21 protein-coding genes are annotated in these 20,913 nt (G+C 40.8%); 18 read left to right on the top strand and 3 right to left on the bottom strand.

Going from position 1 to position 20,913, the window contains the following annotated elements:
* Positions 1–108: 108 nt before the first annotated feature.
* From RM556_RS05115 to RM556_RS05160, 10 genes are read left to right on the top strand one after another with little or no spacing between them, the layout of a single operon-like run.
* Positions 109–822 (top strand): ATP-binding cassette domain-containing protein, encoded by a 714-nt coding sequence (locus RM556_RS05115; RefSeq protein WP_311374033.1) that lies wholly within the window; start codon positions 109–111, stop codon positions 820–822.
* On the top strand, positions 816–1,487 hold the full coding sequence (ccmB, locus tag RM556_RS05120; protein ID WP_311374034.1) for a heme exporter protein CcmB: 672 nt from the start codon (positions 816–818) through the stop codon (positions 1,485–1,487). Before RM556_RS05115 ends, ccmB begins: the two co-directional genes overlap by 7 nt.
* Positions 1,487–2,290: a heme ABC transporter permease gene (locus RM556_RS05125; RefSeq protein WP_311374035.1), complete on the top strand. Its 804-nt coding sequence runs from the start codon at positions 1,487–1,489 to the stop codon at positions 2,288–2,290. The genes ccmB and RM556_RS05125 overlap by 1 nt, the downstream gene beginning before the upstream one ends.
* Complete coding sequence (ccmD, locus tag RM556_RS05130; RefSeq protein WP_311374036.1) at positions 2,287–2,547, top strand: heme exporter protein CcmD; 261 nt, start codon at positions 2,287–2,289, stop codon at positions 2,545–2,547. Before RM556_RS05125 ends, ccmD begins: the two co-directional genes overlap by 4 nt.
* Positions 2,547–3,017: a cytochrome c maturation protein CcmE gene (gene ccmE / locus RM556_RS05135; RefSeq protein ID WP_311374037.1), complete on the top strand. Its 471-nt coding sequence runs from the start codon at positions 2,547–2,549 to the stop codon at positions 3,015–3,017. Before ccmD ends, ccmE begins: the two co-directional genes overlap by 1 nt.
* Positions 3,017–5,059, top strand: a complete 2,043-nt coding sequence (locus RM556_RS05140; RefSeq protein ID WP_311374038.1) for a heme lyase CcmF/NrfE family subunit — start codon at positions 3,017–3,019, stop codon at positions 5,057–5,059. Before ccmE ends, RM556_RS05140 begins: the two co-directional genes overlap by 1 nt.
* On the top strand, positions 5,059–5,661 hold the full coding sequence (locus RM556_RS05145) for a redoxin family protein (RefSeq protein ID WP_311374039.1): 603 nt from the start codon (positions 5,059–5,061) through the stop codon (positions 5,659–5,661). Before RM556_RS05140 ends, RM556_RS05145 begins: the two co-directional genes overlap by 1 nt.
* The gene (locus RM556_RS05150; protein ID WP_311374040.1) at positions 5,662–6,186 is read left to right on the top strand and encodes a cytochrome c-type biogenesis protein; all 525 of its coding nucleotides are present in this window, start codon (positions 5,662–5,664) and stop codon (positions 6,184–6,186) included. It begins immediately after the preceding gene.
* A complete protein-coding gene (ccmI, locus tag RM556_RS05155) occupies positions 6,186–7,496 on the top strand; it encodes a c-type cytochrome biogenesis protein CcmI (protein ID WP_311374041.1) in 1,311 nt (436 codons plus the stop codon). The genes RM556_RS05150 and ccmI overlap by 1 nt, the downstream gene beginning before the upstream one ends.
* Positions 7,493–8,314, top strand: a complete 822-nt coding sequence (locus RM556_RS05160) for a VacJ family lipoprotein (RefSeq protein WP_311374042.1) — start codon at positions 7,493–7,495, stop codon at positions 8,312–8,314. The genes ccmI and RM556_RS05160 overlap by 4 nt, the downstream gene beginning before the upstream one ends.
* A 206-nt stretch (positions 8,315–8,520) precedes the next feature.
* Here the strand turns inward: RM556_RS05160 and galE are convergent, their stop codons facing one another.
* From galE to RM556_RS05175, 3 genes are all read right to left on the bottom strand, one after another.
* Entirely contained in the window at positions 8,521–9,537 is a 1,017-nt protein-coding gene (gene galE / locus RM556_RS05165; RefSeq protein WP_311361460.1) for a UDP-glucose 4-epimerase GalE, read from the bottom strand.
* A gap of 59 nt (positions 9,538–9,596) precedes the next feature.
* Positions 9,597–9,875: a DUF6170 family protein gene (locus tag RM556_RS05170; RefSeq protein ID WP_311361461.1), complete on the bottom strand. Its 279-nt coding sequence runs from the start codon at positions 9,873–9,875 to the stop codon at positions 9,597–9,599.
* A 198-nt stretch (positions 9,876–10,073) separates the two neighbouring features.
* Complete coding sequence (locus tag RM556_RS05175; RefSeq protein WP_311361462.1) at positions 10,074–11,573, bottom strand: peptide MFS transporter; 1,500 nt, start codon at positions 11,571–11,573, stop codon at positions 10,074–10,076.
* Between the two features lie 225 nt (positions 11,574–11,798).
* Between RM556_RS05175 and RM556_RS05180 the strand changes: the two genes are divergently transcribed.
* The 8 genes from RM556_RS05180 (at position 11,799) to RM556_RS05215 (ending at position 20,905) form a co-directional block, all read left to right on the top strand.
* Positions 11,799–14,450, top strand: a complete 2,652-nt coding sequence (locus RM556_RS05180; protein ID WP_311374043.1) for an SLBB domain-containing protein — start codon at positions 11,799–11,801, stop codon at positions 14,448–14,450.
* Entirely contained in the window at positions 14,450–15,406 is a 957-nt protein-coding gene (locus tag RM556_RS05185; protein WP_311374044.1) for an LPS O-antigen length regulator, read from the top strand. Before RM556_RS05180 ends, RM556_RS05185 begins: the two co-directional genes overlap by 1 nt.
* A gap of 4 nt (positions 15,407–15,410) precedes the next feature.
* Entirely contained in the window at positions 15,411–16,445 is a 1,035-nt protein-coding gene (gene rfbB, locus RM556_RS05190; RefSeq protein WP_311374045.1) for a dTDP-glucose 4,6-dehydratase, read from the top strand.
* Position 16,446: 1 nt separating this feature from the next.
* Positions 16,447–17,316, top strand: a complete 870-nt coding sequence (gene rfbA / locus RM556_RS05195) for a glucose-1-phosphate thymidylyltransferase RfbA (protein ID WP_311374046.1) — start codon at positions 16,447–16,449, stop codon at positions 17,314–17,316.
* Positions 17,317–17,319: 3 nt separating this feature from the next.
* Positions 17,320–17,880 (top strand): dTDP-4-dehydrorhamnose 3,5-epimerase, encoded by a 561-nt coding sequence (rfbC, locus tag RM556_RS05200; protein WP_311374047.1) that lies wholly within the window; start codon positions 17,320–17,322, stop codon positions 17,878–17,880.
* Complete coding sequence (locus tag RM556_RS05205) at positions 17,877–18,692, top strand: SDR family oxidoreductase (protein WP_311374048.1); 816 nt, start codon at positions 17,877–17,879, stop codon at positions 18,690–18,692. The genes rfbC and RM556_RS05205 overlap by 4 nt, the downstream gene beginning before the upstream one ends.
* Positions 18,685–19,662 carry a hypothetical protein gene (locus tag RM556_RS05210; RefSeq protein WP_311374049.1) on the top strand — a complete coding sequence of 326 codons (978 nt, stop codon included), beginning with the start codon at positions 18,685–18,687 and terminating at the stop codon, positions 19,660–19,662. The genes RM556_RS05205 and RM556_RS05210 overlap by 8 nt, the downstream gene beginning before the upstream one ends.
* 289 nt (positions 19,663–19,951) lie before the next feature.
* A complete protein-coding gene (locus tag RM556_RS05215; RefSeq protein ID WP_311374050.1) occupies positions 19,952–20,905 on the top strand; it encodes a hypothetical protein in 954 nt (317 codons plus the stop codon).
* Positions 20,906–20,913: the final 8 nt, after the last annotated feature.

The raw sequence follows: 20,913 nt of genomic DNA on the forward strand, positions 1-20,913 counted from the left end.
GTCAAAAGCATCGGTATTTTCATACGTTTATACCAGATTAAAGGCGCAAATACGGCAAATATTGTGCTACTATCCCGTTGATTATCATGTAGAAACGAGTGTTTATTTTTGTCAGTTTTATTAGCACACAACATTTCGTGTGAAAAAAGCGACCGCGCATTGTTTTCAGGCCTTCATTTATCTGTTTCTCCCGGTGAACTTGTTTACCTGACTGGAGAGAATGGCGCGGGCAAAACGAGCCTTTTAAGGATCCTCGTTGGGCTCGGTATGCCTAGCAAAAATACCTTCGATGACGTCGACAATGAGTTTGACCCAAACGACCTTAATGATGATGAACACGAAACATCTCTAAAGAATCAGAAAACATACGTAAAAATCAATACTATCGACGTTCACAAAGACATAAATGGTGCGAGCGAGCAGTTATTGTATTTCGGTCATAAACTCGGTTTGAATCAATTGATGAGCCCGGTCGAGAACCTTCAGTCGTGGTGCCACCAACAAAATATTGAAACGAATATAGGCACGATCACGTCGACCTTAGACGAACTCGGCTTAACTGGCTTAGAAGATATCGCGTTAAAAAACTTATCGGCTGGACAGCAACGCAGGGTGGCGCTCGCCAAGCTATGGTTAAAAAGTTACGCAAACCTTTGGGTGCTCGATGAACCTTTTACAGCACTGGATGTCAATTTTATTGCTATGTTGGAAGACAAAATAACGGCGTTCCTAAAGTCAGGTGGGGCCGTTTTAATGACCTCACACCAGAGTCTGAATATTGATTACCCCATGACGAATATGCATTTGGAATACCAATGGTAGGGTCAGCCTTAATCGCAATCTTTAAAAAAGACATCTCCTTGGCTTATCGCCAATTAGCAGAGTTGATGCAACCCTTGATGTTTTTCATTTTGGTGATCACTTTGTTTCCACTGGCTGTCGGTCCCAGTCCGGATACTCTGCAACGCATTGGTGGCGGAATCATTTGGGTTGCCGCCATTTTGTCTTTGCTATTGGGCATGGAACGAATGTTTCGCGATGATTACGCCGACGGCACCCTAGAACAATACATTTTGTCGCCTACGCCTTTGTATTTGATCGTGGTAGTGAAAGTACTAGCGCACTGGTTGATGCACATTGTTCCGCTCTTTCTAATTTCGCCTTTGTTAGCCTTGTTTTTAAACTTAACAATGGACATGTATGTTGCGTTAATGCTGACGCTTTTACTTGGCACCCCTCTCATTAGTTTCGTGGGCGCAATCGGTGTTGCGCTTACCGTTGGCTTGCAAAAAGGCGGTGTGTTACTCGCGTTGTTGTTAATTCCGATATTTATACCGTTGTTGATTTTTGCCACTTCGGCAATTGAATCGGCTTCAATGTTATTACCTTATCATCAGCAACTTGCTACTATCGCATCATTGCTGCTGATTTCCGTGGCCTTGTCTCCAATGGCAGTCGCGTATTCTTTAAGAGTGAGTCAAAATTAATGTGGAAATGGATTAATTCGTTCGCTAAACCAGAAAAAGCTTATTGGCTTTGCAGTATTTTACTTCCTTGGTTCGCCATCGTTGCAGTGGTGAGTTTAGTTGTGGGTATTATTTGGGGCTTGGGCTTCGCACCGTCAGACTATCAGCAAGGTGACTCTTTTCGTATTATCTATATTCATGTGCCTAGTGCCATTCTCGCAATGGGGGCTTATGTCGCAATGGCGATTGGTGCCTTAGTCGGCGTTGTATGGCAATGGCGCACGGCTTTTATGTTCATGGTTGCCATTGCGCCAGTCGGTGCGGTGATGACACTCATATCTCTGTTTACTGGTTCTTTCTGGGGAAAGCCTATGTGGGGCACTTGGTGGATATGGGATGCTCGTTTAACCTCCCAGCTTATTCTGCTGTTCCTCTATCTCGGTGTTATTTCCCTATACGCTGCTTTTGAAGACAAGCAACAAGCTGGCAAAGCGGCGGGTGTAATGGCAATGGTTGGCGTAATCAATATTCCCATTATTCATTTCTCGGTAGAGTGGTGGAATACACTGCACCAAGGGGCCAGTATCACCAAAATTGGTAAGCCATCGATTGCAGAGCCAATGTTATGGCCTCTTCTCATTTGTATCTTAGGCTTCGCCGCTTTTATTGGGTGGGTAACGCTGATTCGAATGAAAAATGAAATTATTTTAAGAAACATGCATCGTCCGTGGGTAGCCAAAATGTTTGGCGTCATCCGTCCTGAAAAGGTCAGAAGAGGCGATAAAATATTAGGTGACAGTGATAAACCACGAGGAGGTCGATGATGGACTTCAAATTTGAAAACATGGCTGCGTTTTTTGATATGGGAGGCTATGCCTTTTTCGTATGGATGTCTTTTGGTCTCACCTTCATTTGCATGGCGGCAATACTATTTCACAGTTTGTTTATGAGCAAAAAGATTAAGCAGGGCGTAGAAAAGGAAAGAGCGAGAGCGGAACGTATTCTGGCTGCTCGTGCGGCACGGAAAGATAAAATGCGAGAAAAACGCAGAATAGAATCTATTGAAAATGAGGATGAATAATGAACCCAAGGCGTAAACAACGTTTATTTGCTGTTTCTTCTATCGGTGTTTTGCTTGTCGCATCTATTGGTTTCATGCTGTATGCATTGCAGGATTCAATTGATGTTTTCTACACACCCACTGAAATTGTTGAAGGTAAAGCGAAAACCGGACAAAAACCTGTCGTGGGTCAGCGCTTACGTATCGGTGGTCTTGTCGTGCCAGGCTCAGTTTCTCGAGATGAGGAAACGCTGGCTGTGAGCTTCGATTTAATGGATACCGGCCCGAAAGTAACAGTGCAATTCAATGGCAGCCTGCCTGACTTATTCCGTGAAGGCCAAGGGATTGTGGCAACTGGGATACTTGAAAAGGAAAACCTTATTGTTGCACATGAAGTCTTAGCTAAACATGACGAAGAGTACATGCCTCCAGAGCTTGCAGAACAGCTTAAAGGCATTAAACACGTAAAGCCTGAGGAGGCAGGGTACTAATGATCCCAGAGTTAGGTAATATATCACTCATCATTGCGCTTGTTCTTTCTATATTATTAGCGGTCTATCCTTTATGGGGCGCGCAAATCCATAACCAAACAATGATGAGAATGGGGCGGCCTTTATCTTTCGCCTTATTCTTATTCACGGCTTTTGCATACATTTGCCTAACCTATTCTTTTTACGTAGATGATTTTAGTGTGCAGTATGTTGCGCAAAACTCTAACAGCGCTCTGCCTTGGTACTACAAAATAACGGCCGTTTGGGGCGGGCATGAAGGCTCGTTTTTACTTTGGTGTTTGATTTTTGCAGTATGGACCGTCGCTGTTGCGTTGTTTTCTAAAGGCATACCTCAGGCCATGATAGCTCGCGTTCTATCCGTGCTGGGTATGGTCAGTATTGGTTTCTATTTGTTCATGTTACTGACATCAAATCCATTCGATAGTTTATTACCGTTCTTCCCGGTTGACGGTCGTGACTTGAATCCACTGTTACAAGACTTTGGCATGATCATTCATCCACCGATGCTTTATATGGGATATGTTGGTTTCTCTGTCGCATTTGCCTTTGCTATTGCGGCGCTAATTGGCGGGCAACTTGATTCGACTTGGGCGCGCTGGTCTCGTCCATGGACGATTGCTGCATGGAGTTTCCTGACGATCGGTATCGCACTGGGTAGCTGGTGGGCATATTATGAACTTGGCTGGGGTGGCTGGTGGTTCTGGGATCCGGTAGAAAATGCATCGTTCATGCCTTGGTTAGTAGGTACTGCGTTAATGCATAGTTTAGCGGTGACCGAAAAACGTAAAGTCTTCAAGTCTTGGACTGTACTACTCGCGATTGCTGCTTTCTCCTTAAGTCTACTCGGTACATTTTTGGTTCGTTCAGGTGTACTGGTATCTGTGCATTCTTTTGCAAGCGACCCGTCTAGAGGTTTATTTATTCTAGGCTTATTAGTCATTGTGATCGGTGGCTCCTTATTGCTTTACGCCATTCGAGCTTCGCAGCTCAAAAGCGTTGGTCGTTATGAAATTTTTTCACGCGAAATGATGCTTATGGGCAATAACGTGTTGCTAGTTGCAGCGACTATCGTCGTTCTTCTAGGAACGCTTCTACCGCTTGTTCACAAAGAATTGGGTATGGGCACTATCTCAATAGGTGCGCCATTCTTTAATCAAATGTTTACCCTATTAATTGTACCGTTTGTTATGTTCATGGCCGTTGGTCCACTCTCTCGCTGGAAGAAACAAAGTGCAAGCGCCTTGAAGAATCAACTTTTAATCGCACTGCTGCTTGGTTTATCAGCAGGTGTCCTGATTAACTTTAACTACGACGAACCCACCTATATGGGTATGTTAGGGATGGTCTTAAGTTTTTGGATCCTAATTGCAGTGGTACTAGAAGTGAGACAACGCGTTGCTTCCACTACGAAGGATGAGTCTCTTTTTCAATCACTACGAAAGTTAACGCCAAGTCATTGGGGTATGGTGTTGGGGCACGTAGGTTTTGCCGTTACACTTATCGGTATTACGTTGGTTAGTAATTACGAGCTTGAGCGAGATGTACGCATGAACGCCGGAGATACCGTTGAAATTGCCGATTATACGGTCAAATTTACAGGTGTCGAACAAGTCGAGGGACCGAACTATACGGCTGACCGCGGCATTTTTGATGTGTACAAAAACGGTGAGTTTGTTAATCACTTAGAACCAGAAAAACGTTTTTATCCGGTTCAGCGCACCTCAATGACTGAAGCAGGTATTCATACTACCTTTACCCGAGACTTGTTTGTCGCGCTCGGAGAACCCCTATCGAACAACGGTTGGGCAGTGAGACTCTATTATAAACCTTTTGTGGTTTGGATTTGGGGCGGGTCATTCATTATGTGTATTGGCGGCATTTTCTCCATGTCAGACAAGCGGTATCGGATCAAAAAGATGGCGAAGTGGAAAAGTATGGTGTCAGGCGCTAAACAAAACAAAGCTAGTTCAGGTGATGACGCTTCACCAGTCATGACGAAAGAAATTAAGGAGCCTAGTTAATGAAACGTATTGTCTGGTTTCTATTGCCTTTGGCATTATTTTTAGGACTGACCATTTTCTTGTTTCAAGGTTTATACTCAGACCCGCGAGAACGAGAATCAGAAGCCTTAGCGAAAACCTTTCCTACCTTTCAACTACCTGATCTGATGGATGAAACTATTACTTATAATAATGACATCTTTGCAGAACAGGTAACCTTGATAAATGTTTGGGGTGTATGGTGCACAACATGTGCAATTGAGCTGCCTTATTTAGAAGATTTGAAAGACCAAGGATACCGGGTCGTTGGCTTGTATTATGATCAAGACCTCGACCCTGACTTTGGTACTAAGACAATCCAGCGCGTGCGTTCTGAAGTACTCACTACCTTGTCAAAGTATGGTGACCCTTACGCATTCAATATTTTCGATGTTTATAGAGACACATCACTCGACCTCGGTGTGACCGGCGCGCCTGAAACCTTTTTAGTTGATAAGGAAGGTGTGATCCGTGTTCACCACCTTGGTGATATTAACGATAGAGTATGGCGAAACAAATTCGTACCGGTACTCACTGAGATGGGTGAGTTGATCCATAAAAATACTGATGAAGTGGGGAGTTAGATGAAAATATCCACTTTTAAACGATTTTCGGTGCTTTTCGCTGCTTTTTATTGCTTGGCTTTATGCTTTCCTGCTAGCGCGCAAGAAGACAGTGGCAATAATACGGCTTCCTCTACTGGTGTCTCTCATGTAAAAGATTACGATGAAAATTATGCCTTTGAAGACCCTAAAGATCGTAAAACATTCTTAGAACTTACCGCAGTCTTGCGATGTCCGATGTGTCAGAACCAGAATATTGCTGATTCTGATGCGATGATTGCTCATGATATGCGTCGCAAAGTATACAACCTTTTGAAAGAGGGGAATTCAAAGCAAGACGTTATCGACTTTATGAAAGAGCGTTATGGCGACTTTGTATATTACCAACCGCCAGTTACACCAGTGACAGTATGGCTTTGGGCTTTACCTGTGATTTTCGCCTTCGTGATGATGGGCGTGTTTATTTATCGTCGTAAGACGGAAGTACCTCAACAAGATATCGCAGCGAAACTTGATGCTGCTGACAAACTTCTAAAGGATGAATAGTGAGTAGTTTCTATCTATATTCTTTTTTATTCGCTGTAATCGCACTGGGCTTTGTTGCCTACCCGTGGTTTAAGGATAGAAATGCCAAGCGTCGCTTTGAAATATCCAATGCGAACGTCATTAAACAACGTATCGAAGAAATTGAACGAGAGGCCAAAGAAGGTCTGATTGATGCAGATGAAATGCAAACTGCCATTGATGAGATGAAACTAGCCTTAGCCGAAGAATCTGCGTTTCAACAAGCACAGCAAGAAGAAGCAGAAAAGACCACAATCGCAGCACGTTCGGCGAAAATACCCTTAATTATAGGTGCTGTTCCGGCATTATTGATCGGTGCATGGACTTATTACGATGCCAATCAGTTGTCGGGTTTGAAGGATTTGGTCGACGCCACCGATAATATAGAGGCACTTAGCCAACGTATTTTGGTGCAGCAAGCAGATAACGTGGCGGCGGAAGAGTTTAATAAGTATGCGTTAGTTATTCGTCAACAATTGCGTAAAGACCCAAATGATGTGAATGGTTGGCAATGGTTAGGTAGACTCAGAATGACCTTGGGTCAAAGCGAAGAAGCCTCCCAAGCGTTCGATAAAGCCTTAGCGTTGAGTCCAGATGACCAAGCTATGCGGATGAAATATGCGCAAGCGCTAATGATGATGGGTGAAGAAGAGAACTTACAAAATGCGCTTAGGCAGGTGGTTTATCTAACGCAAGTTGACCCTCAAAATAGGGATTATCGATTGCTGCTCACTGTGATAGCCGCGCAATTAAATGATGCAGACACTGCATTTGAGAATTTTGCTTTAATTAAAAACCAATTATCGGCTAACAGTACCCTCTACGTTTCTTTAGTGGAGCAGCTGAGAAAGATGGGAGCGCCTGAAACTCTACTAGCCTTGAATGGTGCACCACAAGGAGTTCAGCCCGCTGAATCTGCTGATAGCCAGTTAGATGTTCAAAGAGGGTTCAGAGTCGAAGTATCTATTGCAGACGCATTAAAAGCCAAGCTTCCTGATGATGGTTTTTTAATTGTTTTCGCTCAGGATGCCAATTCTGGCGCTAGAATGCCTCTAGCGGTTAAACGACTGCGATTGCCTAGCTTTCCAATCAGCGTAGATTTAACGACAGCAGATGCAATGATTACAAATTTTTCATTGAAAAATGCTGAACAAGTCACTATAACTGCCCGTATATCCAAGGACGAGGATGTGATGACAAGCCCTGGTGAGCTTCAAGGTTCTCTGGGTAGCTTGCCGGTCATCGACGAATTAAGGTCGATTCAATTAACCATTAACGAGGAAGTTCAGTGACAAATTCATTTAAAGTATTGGCCTTAGGCTTCGCAATTATTTTGGGCGGGTGCGCAAGCAGTGCCGCAGTATCAGAAGCCGATGAACCAATGCCAACTGAAGCGCAAGCAGGCGCAGTTGAAGTGCAAGACGAAGGTGGCGTTAGCGATCCTTTTGAGCCGGTTAACAGGGTTGTTTGGGACTTCAACTATGAAATTCTTGATCGCTTTTTAGTGAAGCCTCTAACCAAGGGCTATATTTATGTGACACCTCAGTTTGTGCGCACCGGTCTATTAAATGCGTCCGAAAACTTAAGTGAACCTGCAAGCGCCGTGAACAACTTACTACAAGGCAAAGGGAACGACTCGCTGGTGAGTGTAGGGCGGTTCTTAGTGAATAGCACCGTGGGTATCGTCGGCATTTTTGATGTTGCCTCAGAGTTGGGTTTAGAGCGCAAAGAAGAAGATTTTGGGCAAGTTCTTGGCGTATGGGGTGTTGGCACAGGTCCGTATTTGATGTTGCCAGCCTTAGGCCCAAGTGACTTTAGAAGCTTCACAGGTGATATTGTTGACAATGTTTATTGGCCATTGACAGTGATCGAAGACCCCTATGTTATTGCATCAAATGTAGTAAAGGTCCTTGAAACCAGAGCGTCGTTGCTGGACCAAGAAGAAACCTTGAATCGTTCATTAGATCAGTACTTATTCGTCAGAGACGCTTACTTCCAACGCTTGGAATTCCAAGTAAAAGACGGCAAAGTCAAAGCTAAAACCGAAGAGGAATTACAAGAAGAAGAAGACGATTTCTCGAACTTCGAAGACCTCCTAAAAGACATGTAAGAAAAAGGGGGTCAGAGTTAATTTAAAAAGGGGTCAGAGTTAATTTCGCAGTGCTCTTCCAAGTCTGAGAAGTCCTTTACCAATAGAAACGCGCTTTTCGGCATCCTGCCCGCTCCCAAACGGCATCCTTGCCGTTTGAAGGTTTCTATTGGCAAAGGCCTACTCAAACTGCGAGCACTAAGAAATTAACTCTGACCCCTTTTTTGCTATTTATAACCGTTGGGGTTGGTCGACTGCCAGCGCCAGCTGTCTTCGCACATTTCTTTTAAGCCTTTGTTGGCTGTCCAACCTAGCTCTTCAGCGGCTAGTTTCGGATCTGCGTAACACGCAGCTACGTCGCCACTACGACGAGGGGTGATTTTGTAAGGGACCTTTTGGCCAGAAGCTTTCTCGAAATTAGTGACCATTTCTAAGACACTATAACCTTGTCCTGTGCCCAAGTTGTATGTCACTAAACCCGCTTTATCTGAAAGCTTATTAAGGGCTTTCAAATGTCCATTCGCTAGGTCATCAACATGGATGTAATCGCGCACGCCTGTGCCATCAGGTGTATCGTAGTCGTCCCCAAATACGCTTAAGAACTCGCGCTTTCCTGTCGCAACTTGGGTGATGAATGGCATAAGATTGTTTGGGATACCATTTGGATCTTCACCAATTAATCCACTTGGGTGGGCGCCAGCCGGATTGAAGTAGCGTAGCAATACGATATTCCATTCGCTATCAGCTTTGTATAAATCTTTGAGCATAAGCTCGACCATTAACTTTGACTGCCCATATGGGTTAGTAGGCGTTCCTGTGGGCAAGTTTTCATTTAAAGGTAAAACGACAGGGTCACCGTAAACAGTTGCAGATGAGCTAAATACAATGTTCTTTACGCCATGCTCAGCCATCGCCTTACATAGATTTAATGTGCCGTAAACGTTGTTCTCGTAATACATCAGTGGCTTTTCTACAGATTCGCCTACTGCCTTCAAACCAGCGAAGTGGATAACACCATCAATTTTGTGCGAGGTGAAAATTGTATTCAGCAAGTCGGAATCTCTGATATCGCCTTCATAAAGCTTCGCCTGCTTTCCAGTCAGCTTTTCGACTCGTTTTAAACTTTCGTCAGAAGAGTTTGAAAAGTTATCAAGGATAATCACCTCGAAGTTAGCGTCTAGTAATTGGAGTACTGTGTGACTGCCAATATACCCTGTGCCGCCGGTGACTAAGATTGATTTCATATTATGCTCCCTGATTAACGATTGAATATTTATATTATCTGATAAATGTGACAAATGTGCTACTGTAAATATTTGGCACTAATAGAATATTGAATAGGTTTCACGAGTATTGGATATAGAAGCAAGATTAGCGCCGCCCAGACCATGGAAGTCCAGTCAGTCGATATACGCAATAGAAAGATAAACACAGGGATCAGTACGCATAGTTTTAATACGTTTAAGAGTGTTTTTTCCGGTACGCTCATTTTTTTAGCTGCGTCTTCTAACAAGGCCATCCTCTCAGTTAGAGGCTTTCCTTCAAGTTTTGGAATATTTTTTGTGGATGTATAGATTTTCAATGGATGTACCTTCAGAAACAATGCTTGGTAAAAGTACTTTTATAGCGCTTTTATTGAAATAAGATCGTTGTTCTTACTTTGAATACCAGTAAGGATACATCAGACACCTGATTAATTGTATGTTTTAGGCACAAAAAAAGCAGTGTCGTTAAACACTGCTTTTTAATTCTTGTTAGCTTTTAGTTTTGTTCGAAAGTGTTAGCTGGCTTCTTCTTTCTCGGCCAACTTCTCCCATTTGCCTGTTTTCAGCGACAATAACAGCAATACAATGCCGATTGCCACACTGAAGTAAGTGATTTGTAAGTACAAACCAGGCATTTGGTCAACTTGTTCTGGGTCGAATTTACCAGCAAAGATACCAGCGATGATACTTCCCATTGAGTAGGTTAGAACGAACACGCCCATCATTTGACCTGCAAAACGCTTCGGAGATAACTTGCTCACAGCACTTAAAGCGACTGGGCTTAACCATAATTCACCCACAGTATGAAGGAAGTATGTTGCCACCAACCAGTAAGGAGCTACTTTCAGGCCGCTTGCAGCAAGCTGTGCAGCAAAGAACATGACGATGAAGCCAGATGCCATGATGATTAAACCAACAGCACACTTCACACTATAACTTGGCTCGATCATTCTCTTACCGAGTGCCATCCACATATATGCAAAAAATGGTGACAGTATAATGATGAAGATTGAGTTCGCGGACTGGAACCATGCAGGTGGAATTTCGAAATCGCCAATCATGCGTTGCGTATAATCTTGACCGAATAAGTTAAGCGACGAACCTGCTTGTTCAAAACCAGCCCAGAAACACGTTGATGCTAAACAGATTAGGAATAGTGCACCCATGCGCTTCTTCTCATCAGCGTTGAGATTACCGCCAAAATAAATGTACGCAAAATAAACCAAAAATATTGTTGTGATTGCCACGGCGACTTGTTTTGCGACGACAACAGGATCGAAACCAATAACGTTTGTGTAAATTAGTACTGTTAATACAGCCAAACCGATTATGAAGCCAACAATTGCAGTGTAAGCTTTCTTTTCTGCTTGTGGGGTGAGGGGAACGACAGGTTTATCAGATACACCTTCGATGTTATTGAGTGTCAATTTGTATTGAATCAAACCGAGACCCATACCAACCGCTGCAGCACCAAATGCCCAGTGATAGCCCATGTTTACTTGTAAGTAACCGCACACACCGTAACCAATCAATGAGCCAATGTTAATACCCATATAATAGATTGTGTATGCACTATCTCGGCGAGAATCTGTTGGTGAGTATAGTTGACCAACCATAGCACCAATGTTTGGCTTTAGGAGACCTGTACCTAAGACTACAAAAATTAATCCGATAAAAAATGTAGATTCAGATGGAATTGCAAGAATAATATGGCCGATCATGATGATTATTCCGCCATAGAAAACTGCTTTTTGACCACCAATTAAACGGTCAGCTATCCAACCGCCGGGTAGTCCGAAGAAATAAACTGCACCGGTATATAGACCATAAATTGCAGAAGCTGTTGCGACGGTTAAGCCTAAGCCACCTTCTTCCAAAGCCAATACCATGAACAGGACTAGCAATGCACGCATACCGTAGTAGCTCATGCGTTCCCACATTTCAGTACCAGCTAGCGTAAGCAGACCCATAGGATGACCCACAAAACGTGTGTCATTTTCTCTTTCTATCGTCATTTTTGTTCCTTGATAACTATTGTTGTTATTTTTATTTGTCCGCTCGCATTATGCAGTGATAGTCACAAGAGTTGCAAGTTTGTTAAAAAATGGCCTTGAATACGTAATCATTCGAAAAAGGGCCAAAAGTTTACGAATAGGTGTGACAATTCGTGTGGTTTTAAGTAGGATCTCGCCCCAATGGAAAAATCTGCAAGGTTGCAGGAATTTTGGAAGTGTTGACAAATGAGAGAGAAAATAACTGTGCATTTTAAGTCTTTGTGTTTGAACCGATTTTTTACTGCTTTAGTTGCAACCACTCTAATTTCGCTTTCATTTGTTCCGCAATCAGCGCTAGCTCAATCATTTTCACCATCGCCACAACAAATAGAGCAATTTAAAAATTTACCTAGAGACCAGCAAGAGCAGCTTGCTAAACAAATGGGGTTTGACTTATCGATCCTGCGTGGTGGTGCTCAGAATGCGAATTCAGACACTGCGAGCAATGAAGTTGATTTTGTTGCTCGCGAGGTTGATACAAAAGAAGTCGCAGGTGAATTAGCAAAGCAGAGCAATATTGAGAGTGCCTCTGCGAAGTTAGAGCCTTTCGGGTATGATATTTTTGAAAACAGACAAGAAGCTGCAAAACCTGCATCCAACACTCCTGTACCATCTAATTACGTGATTGGTCCCGGTGACTCGGTCAAGCTTCAATTGTTTGGCAAAGAGTCTGGGGATTTCGAGTTAACGGTAAATAATGAAGGAAATATTGATATTCCTGAATTAGGCCCTCTTAATGTTGCTGGCACTAGTTTTAATGAACTAAAAGAGTTAGTGAAGCAAAAATACGAACAGCAGAAAATAGGTGTCACACCATACGTCTCAATGGGGCAACTACGCACTATTCAGATTTTCTTAGTAGGTGAGGTTTATCAGCCTGGTCCTTTGACTATAAGCGGCTTGTCCACTATCACAACTGCCCTAATTAATAGTGGTGGCGTAAATAATATAGGCTCACTGCGAAACATTGAATTAAAGCGCAACGGTAAAACTGTTGCAACCTTTGATTTATACGATTTAATCGTTTTTGGCGATACATCAAACGATGCAAGATTAGAGCAAGGTGATGTGTTGTTTGTCCCTACTGCTCAAAATATTGTATCGGTTGACGGAGAAGTTAGACGCCCAGCTATTTATGAAATGAAACCAGGAGAGACTGTTTCTGATCTGCTCGAGTTAGTCGGTGGCTTTTTGCCCAGAGCTGATAGAAACTCGCTTCAACTCGTTCATAACTCTGCTATTGATGGCCTGACAATTAAAACTATTTCTAGTAATGACAAAGCTGCAGTTAGTCAACGTTTAGAGAATGGCGATTTCTTGAGAGTGCCAGCGGCCAATCAAGAGTTCAATAATGCAATTATTGTTAATGGTGCTATTAATGTTCCGTCGATAATCGCGCAGAACGGCCTCAAATTGAACCAAATTATTAATAAAAAGACTATTCTTTCAAACACTGATTTAAGTTATGCCCTTGTTGCGAGAAAAGGACGGTTTGATAAAAAAACAACGGTAATCCAGTTTAGACCAGAGGAAGTCATTACAGGTCAATACAATTTAGAACTACAGGCTTTTGATGAAGTTTTAGTATTTAATCGAGTTGGGCAAGATGTTATTGATGGCGCTGCATCTGACATTACTGACGGTGACATAAAGGCGTCTGAAGACGATCTTAAAGCGGGCGACGCAGATTTTTTACAAAAAATTGAAAGTGATAGGTTTACGACCAAAGCGTTTGAGAGTAAAGATTCAAGAGACTTTTCGAGGAAAGCTCTGTTAGCACCTTTGATAGCTAGACTGAAGAACGAAGCAAGTAGTACTTTGCCTGTGCAGTTAGCTGAAATTTCTGGGCAGGTTAAGTTCCCTGGCGTTTATCCTATTGCAGAGCAATTTGTGGTAGCAAATTTAATCACTGCTGCTGGAGGTGTTAATGAGTCTGCGCATCTTGAGTCAGCAGAGTTGTCACGCGTTACGATGAACGACGGAGTGTCGGGTGTAAAGCATCAAAAGGTCAATCTGCTCAAGCAATTGGCATTATCAAAAGACGAACAAATAGCCATTCAATCAAAAGATACATTTAGCGTAGTTCGTATACCTCAATGGTATGAGAACAACGTAATTGAACTGAAAGGCGAGGTTGTTTTTCCAGGACGCTATCAAGTCTCTGAGGGTGAAACACTCTCTAATATTATTCAAAGAGCAGGCGGTCTTACTAATAAGGCGAGTATTAGAGGTGCTGTTTTTAGCCGTGAAGAGCTGAAGCAAAAAGAGCGAGAAAATATTGATAAGACTGTAGAAGACTTGCGCCAGCAACTAGCAAATAATAATTTAAGCAATAGCCAATTCTCTAAAACTATTGATTATCAAAATGCCACTGACGTCTTGGATGACCTTAGCAAAGTAGAACCAGTGGGTCGTATGGTAATCGATTTACGTAGAATTATTGACGGTGACTCATCTGCCGATATATTGGTCAAAAACGGCGATGTTTTAGCTATTCCAAATATCACACCTGCGGTCTCCGTTATTGGTGAGGTATTTGTATCTACCACCAATATGTTTGACCCAGCACTTTCTGTTAACGATTACATCGACTTAGCGGGTGGTGCCAGAGAGTATGGTGATACATCAAAAATCTATATTGTGAAAGCCAACGGTTCTGTGAAAGTGCCTGATTCGAACTTCTGGTTTTCTTCAGGGCAAGAAAATGTATTAGAGCCTGGTGACACTATCGTTGTGCCTAGAGATGTTACAAACTATGACAACATATCGTTATGGCAGGGTGTTACGCAGATAATTTATCAGACTGCGGTGGCGTTGGCTGCTATTGGGAGTTTGTGATGAGCACTGAGCCTATTAGCGGAGTTTCTGAACATAGCACACCCAATTCTGAGCATGGAAGCGAAGGAATAAGCATACTCTTTGTTTTGGAATCGATAAAATTTTCGTTTGTTCCAGTGTTTTTCTGCTTAGTTTTTATCATGTCTGTTGGTGTTTACGTAGTGATTAATTTGCCAAATATGTACAAAGCGAATGTATTATTGTTGCCCAACTCTGACCCTGGTGCTTTGGCTATACCCGGTCAATTAGGCAACCTCGCCGCATTAGCAGGAGTTGATGTTGGTTCTTCTGGGAATGAAAAAACTACAATGGCATTGGAAACTATCAAATCCAGAGTTTTTCTCCGTAATTTCATAAACGATGAAAAATTAAAGCCTGATATATTAGCAGCAAATAACTGGCAGCCAAGCACAGGTCGAGTTCTTTACGATAACCAGATTTACAATGTAGAAAAAAAAGAATGGGTTAGGGACGTTAATTTTCCTAAAACACAAACTCCAAGTGACTTAGAGGCAATTGAAGAGTTTTTGGAAATTTTTAAGGTTTCTGAAGATAAAACAAATGGAATGGTGAGGCTATCAATTGTTCATTACTCTCCGAACTTAGCTAAGCAATGGCTAGACAAAATTATTGAAAGAATTAACGAAAGAATGAGAGATATAGACTCTAAAGAATCGTTGATGGCTATACAGTTTCTTGAAAGTGAACTGAGCCAAGTAGAAAATTCAGAAATACGTAAAATGCTATACTCTCTTATTGAAGAACAAACGAAAACATTAATGCTCACAAAGGTTAAACGTGACTATGCATTCACAGTTGTTGACCCACCAGTTATTCCTGAAAAAAGGTTTAAGCCTCAACGGGCACTAATTTTAGCAATGATTTTTATTTTGACCTCATTAGTATTGCTAGGATTTAGTTTGATAAGGTATCAATTACACATGAAAAGGTGCTAACAATATGAAGATTTTAGTAACTGGTGGGGCTGGATTTATCGGTTCTGCCGTAATCCGGCATATAATTAAGAATACTGAGCATTCAGTGTTAAATATAGATAGCCTAACTTACGCTGGAAATTTACGAAACTTGGCTGAAGTGAGTAATAATGAGCGCTATCGTTTTGAAAAGGTAGATATATGTGAAAAATCAGAAATAGAACGGGTCTTCAATGAATATAAACCTACGGCTGTCATGCACTTGGCTGCTGAGTCGCACGTTGACAGGTCTATAGACGGGCCTCTTAAGTTTCTTGAGACTAACATTATTGGTACCTTTAACCTTTTACAAGTTAGCGCCGAGTTCTTTGATAAGCTTGGTGTATCAGATAAATGCAAATTTAGATTTCATCACATTTCCACTGATGAAGTTTATGGTGATCTAGAATTAGATGACTCGCTTTTTGAAGAAACCACCCCTTATAATCCTAGCAGCCCTTACTCAGCTAGCAAGGCTAGCTCCGATCACTTAGTAAGAGCTTGGCAAAGAACCTACAACTTACCCACCCTTATTACAAACTGTTCAAATAATTATGGACCCTTTCATTTCCCTGAAAAGTTGATTCCGCAAACAATTATAAATGCGATTAGTGGACAGGCTATTCCTGTCTATGGTGACGGTAAGCAGATTCGCGACTGGTTATACGTCGAAGACCATGCAAGAGCTTTAGTTACTGTTCTTGAAAAAGGTAAAGTAGGGGAAACATATAATATTGGAGGTTTTAACGAAATTGAAAATATTGTAGTTGTAGAAAAGATATTGGACGCAATTGCACAGTTTTCTCCGGAGATTAATAGAGAGGAATTACAGGGGCTGGTTTCTTTTGTAAAAGATAGACCTGGACATGATCTTCGATATGCTATTAACGCTAATAAAATTAAAAAGGAATTAGGTTGGTCACCTGTTGAGACATTCGAAACAGGAATTCAAGAAACAGTTTCTTGGTTCCTATCTAACAAAAACTGGTGGCAAGCAATTTTAAGCAGAATGGAGTCATAAAATGAAGGGTATTATTCTTGCTGGTGGTTCAGGTACTAGGCTTTATCCAATAACCAAAAGTATTTCGAAGCAATTACTTCCAGTCTATGATAAGCCAATGATTTACTACCCACTTTCAGTGCTTATGTTGGCTGGCATCAAAGATGTTCTAATAATCACTACACCTAATGACCTTGACTCCTACAAAAGACTTTTAGGAAATGGGTCAGATTATGGAATTAAAATAACATATGAAACACAAAATGAGCCAAATGGCTTGGCTGAAGCATTTTTAATTGGTGAAACATTTATTGGTGATTCGAACGTTTGTCTGATTTTGGGCGATAATATATTTTTTGGTCAATCATTCGGCCAACAGTTGGAAAGAGCGGCAAAAAACTTAAATGGAGCGACTGTTTTTGGCTATCAAGTATTGGATCCAGAAAGATTTGGTGTGGTTGAGTTCGACTCTTCATTTTCCGCAGTTTCACTAGAAGAAAAACCCAAGAACCCAAAATCAAATTGGGCTGTTACAGGGTTATACTTTTATGATTCAAGCGTTGTTGACATAGCTAAGACGATCAAACCTTCTAGTCGAGGCGAGTTAGAAATTACATCTATAAATCAAGAATATCTGAAACGTAAAAGCCTAAATGTTGAGAGATTGGGAAGAGGTTTTGCTTGGTTAGATACCGGGACTCATGACTCACTGATAGATGCTAGTAATTTTGTACATACCGTTGAGAATAGACAAGGCTTCAAAATCGCTTGTCTAGAGGAAATTGCATTTAGAAAAGGTTGGATAAGCGCTGAACAAGTTGAAAAAAAGGGGCAAGCGCTTCATAAAACTGGTTATGGTCAATATCTGCTCAATCTGACTAAAGGGTTTTAGGAAATGAAAATTGTAGAAACTGGTTTATCAGGTCTTTATGTATTGACTCCTAAGATTTTTAAAGATTCACGAGGAGAGTTCCATGAGTTTTTTAGAGAGACCTTCAACTCTGAAATAGGTGTTGCCGGTGGTTTTGTACAAGAAAACGTTTCAAAATCATCGAAAGGTGTCTTGAGGGGGCTACACTACCAAGTTAGAAAACCACAAGGAAAGCTTGTTAGTTGTCTGAGTGGAGAGGTTTGGGACGTTGCTGTAGACTTGCGTCCGAGTTCAGCAACGTTTGGTCAGCATTTTGGAATTTCCTTAAATAGTGAGACACGACAACAGCTATATATTCCAGAGGGCTTTGCACACGCTTTCTACACGGTTAGTGAGACTGCACTGATTCACTACAAGTGCACATCGTATTATGACGCTTCCGACGAGGGAGGTGTTATCTACAATGATAAGGAATTGAATATACAATGGCCCGACGGCGAAACTCTACTGTCAGATAAAGACAGTGCATTGCCACCTTTAAGTGAAGCAAAACTAGTCTTAGGTGATGTTTGGGGCGACTTATGATTACTGTGGTGGGAGCCAATGGCTTCGTCGGAAAACATTTAGTTTTTGAATTAGAGAGACAGAATCTAGAATTTCAAATTTTGAAAAAGGACTCAGTTTCTAAAGGTCAAATAGAGCTAGGAACACTCGTTTATTGTTCTGGTAACGGAGACTGTGCGAAAACTCCCTTAAATGTGTTGGATGCAAACACAACGTATTTATCACAACTCCTCAAGCAACATCGAATTAGCAAAATTATATACTTATCATCAACTAGACTTTACATGGGCAGTGAGGACAGTGAAGAGGAATCAGATTTACAAGTTTTGTCTTTAGATGAGCGCAAACTTTTCAATGTATCTAAAATAGTTTCAGAAGAGTTGCTGAGGTGCGGGACTACTCCTTATGTAATTTTGAGGCCTAGCAATATTTATGGGGATGCCTTTGAAAGCCCTTTATTCTTGCCCTCTATTGTCAGAGATGCACTGATTTATAAAACGATTTTGATGTATATTTCTCCATCATATTCGAAAGACTATGTTTCTGTTTTTGATTTAGTTGATGTAATCATAATGTCCGCTTTGAATGACCAAATAGTAAATCGAACGATTAACGTTGCGTCTGGGCGAAATATAACAGCTCAGCAAATCGCTGATACTATTTCTTTGGAAACTGGTTGCTCGGTGCTTTGGAAAGGGAGTAGTTCTGATGATTACTTTCCGGAAACGGATATCACTGCAATGAAAGATATATTTTCCATAGAACCAAGAAACGTCCTGGATGATTTACCCGTCATGATTAGTAGTTTCAAAAGAAAATTAGTAGATGCTTAAAATACTTTTTATTTCACCCGAAGCATTTGGATACTATAACAAGATTATTAAAGGGCTGAATCAAGCTGGTTATAGTGTAGATTGGCTTCATCAGATCCCCTCCGAAAACCCTTTTGTAAAAGGCTTTATTCGGCTTTTTCCTTCCTTGGGAGAGAAGCTTTCCAATCGGTACTTCAACAATAATATCGAATGGAATAAATCATACGATATTGTCTTAGTAATAAAGGGTGAGGGGCTATCGTCAGAGATGTTGGAAAAGCTAAGAAAAACAAACAGTGCCGCTCTGTTTGTTTTTTATAATTGGGACAGCTTTGAAAATTCAAAATCAGCTATCAAAAAGTTACGATTCTTTGATACCGTCAAGTCATTTGACAGTTATAATGCCAAAAAAATGAGCAATGTAGAGCTTCTACCTTTATTTCATTCAATTGACGATAAAGACGCGAGAGATATGAATTCTTTAGATTATTCTTCATTTTTTGCCGGGACTGTTCATTCAAATCGTTTTTCGAAAATAAACGAATTATCTAAGTTAATTCAATCTGTGTCTAAAAAGCCTTCTTTTTTGTTCTTTTTCTATCCTAGTCGACTGATTTTTTTAGTTAATAAACTCTTCAAAAAAGAGTTTAGAGATATTCCGATAAGTTCTATTTCCTTTAAAAAAAGAACTACTGAGGACTTAATCGATAAAATGAAATCTGCAACGGTTGTTGTTGATATATGTAATGAAAATCAGCATGGTTTGACGATGAGAACAATTGAAGCCGTCGGATTAAGAAAAAAGTTGATTACAAACAACAAGGAAATAGTTAACTACCCGTTCTACCATTGCAACAATGTTCTAATCACTGAAGGTTTAACGAGCGAACGCCTCAAAGAATTCCTTGATTGTGAATACGTTCATTTAAATATTGACGTATATCAAGACTTATATGTTGAAAATTGGGTTAAGAAGTTGATTGATGCTTAAAAAAACATTCATTCATTCATTCTTAATGTTTGGCTACACTATCGTGGCTAAATCATTTGTGATGTTGGTCAATATTTTTTTAGCTCGAAACTCTACAACATCTGAGTATGGGAGTTTCGTGTTGATTAGGTCGTTTGTTAATTTCTTAGATACTATTTTCTCTTCCTCGGTATTACCTGTTTTGATGAAGGATTCTGCGAAGCATGGATATAGTTATTCTATACTCGTAAAGTTTTTATCGTTGTTAGTAATCTGTCTATTTTTGTTGAGTTTTCAAACGTTAATCATCATGAGCATATCTATTTGGGGGCTAGAGCCAGATTTTAACGAACTTATTGGGAGCTCAGGGGTTCTTGTTATATTCATGTTCATTAACGGTCTTTTCACTGCTTTGCTTATGGGGCGACAAGAATACAAACTATTGCTCAGCATTAGTTCACTATCGGTAGTCATAGGTCTTCTTGCTGCTAAAGTTTTGATTGAGGGTTTGGGGGTTTTTGGTGGGGTGTTAGCTCTTGTCATGTTCCAGTTCTTGGAAATAGTGATCAAAGGGTTCATTACATACAAAAAGTTTTCAGAGGTTAGTGCTGTTTTACAAGCGGTTAAAATCTATTTTCACACTAAGGCTTTGGCTGCTTTTACTTCATTGATGCCATTGATAATAGCTAGTTTAATTAATGCTGTTGTATTCCTAGTTGCAAGATTAATTGTTACTGCGACAGAGGATGGATTGACACAGCTAGCTTATTTTGATGTCGCATTTCAATTTTTTATTGTAGCAATGTTAGTTCTAAATTCTGTTACCAATATATTTTTAACTAAAATGTCAACGTTGCAATTAGAAAGCTCGATTCGAAAAATGTTAATCCAAAAAGTTTCAGTTGTGCTCTCTTTAGCGGTAGTCGGGACAATAATAATCTTTTTTTCTTCTGAGTATTTAGTTTTAATATTCGGTGAAAACTATTCAATTAGTGAAATTAGAATGATTAGCTTTTGTCTAGTTCCATATGGGTTTGCGATTGTCTTTAATCGCTACTTCATCCTTATGAATAACAGAACTAATCTCACAATTGTCTCTTCACTGTCTGGCTTTGCAATGTTATTTTTCCTGTTTTGTAGTGAGAAAACCTCTATTGATTTGACAATTAGTTTTATTGTCTATTACGGAGCTTCAACTGTTATTTATTTATATTTATTTTGGAAGAAAGAAAATGATACTTCGACGCTTAAAGAGTCTAATTAATAATAGTG

The sequence above is a fragment of the Alteromonas sp. W364 genome, from assembly GCF_031846205.1.
In the GTDB taxonomy this organism is placed as follows: Bacteria; Pseudomonadota; Gammaproteobacteria; order Enterobacterales; family Alteromonadaceae; genus Glaciecola; species Glaciecola blandensis.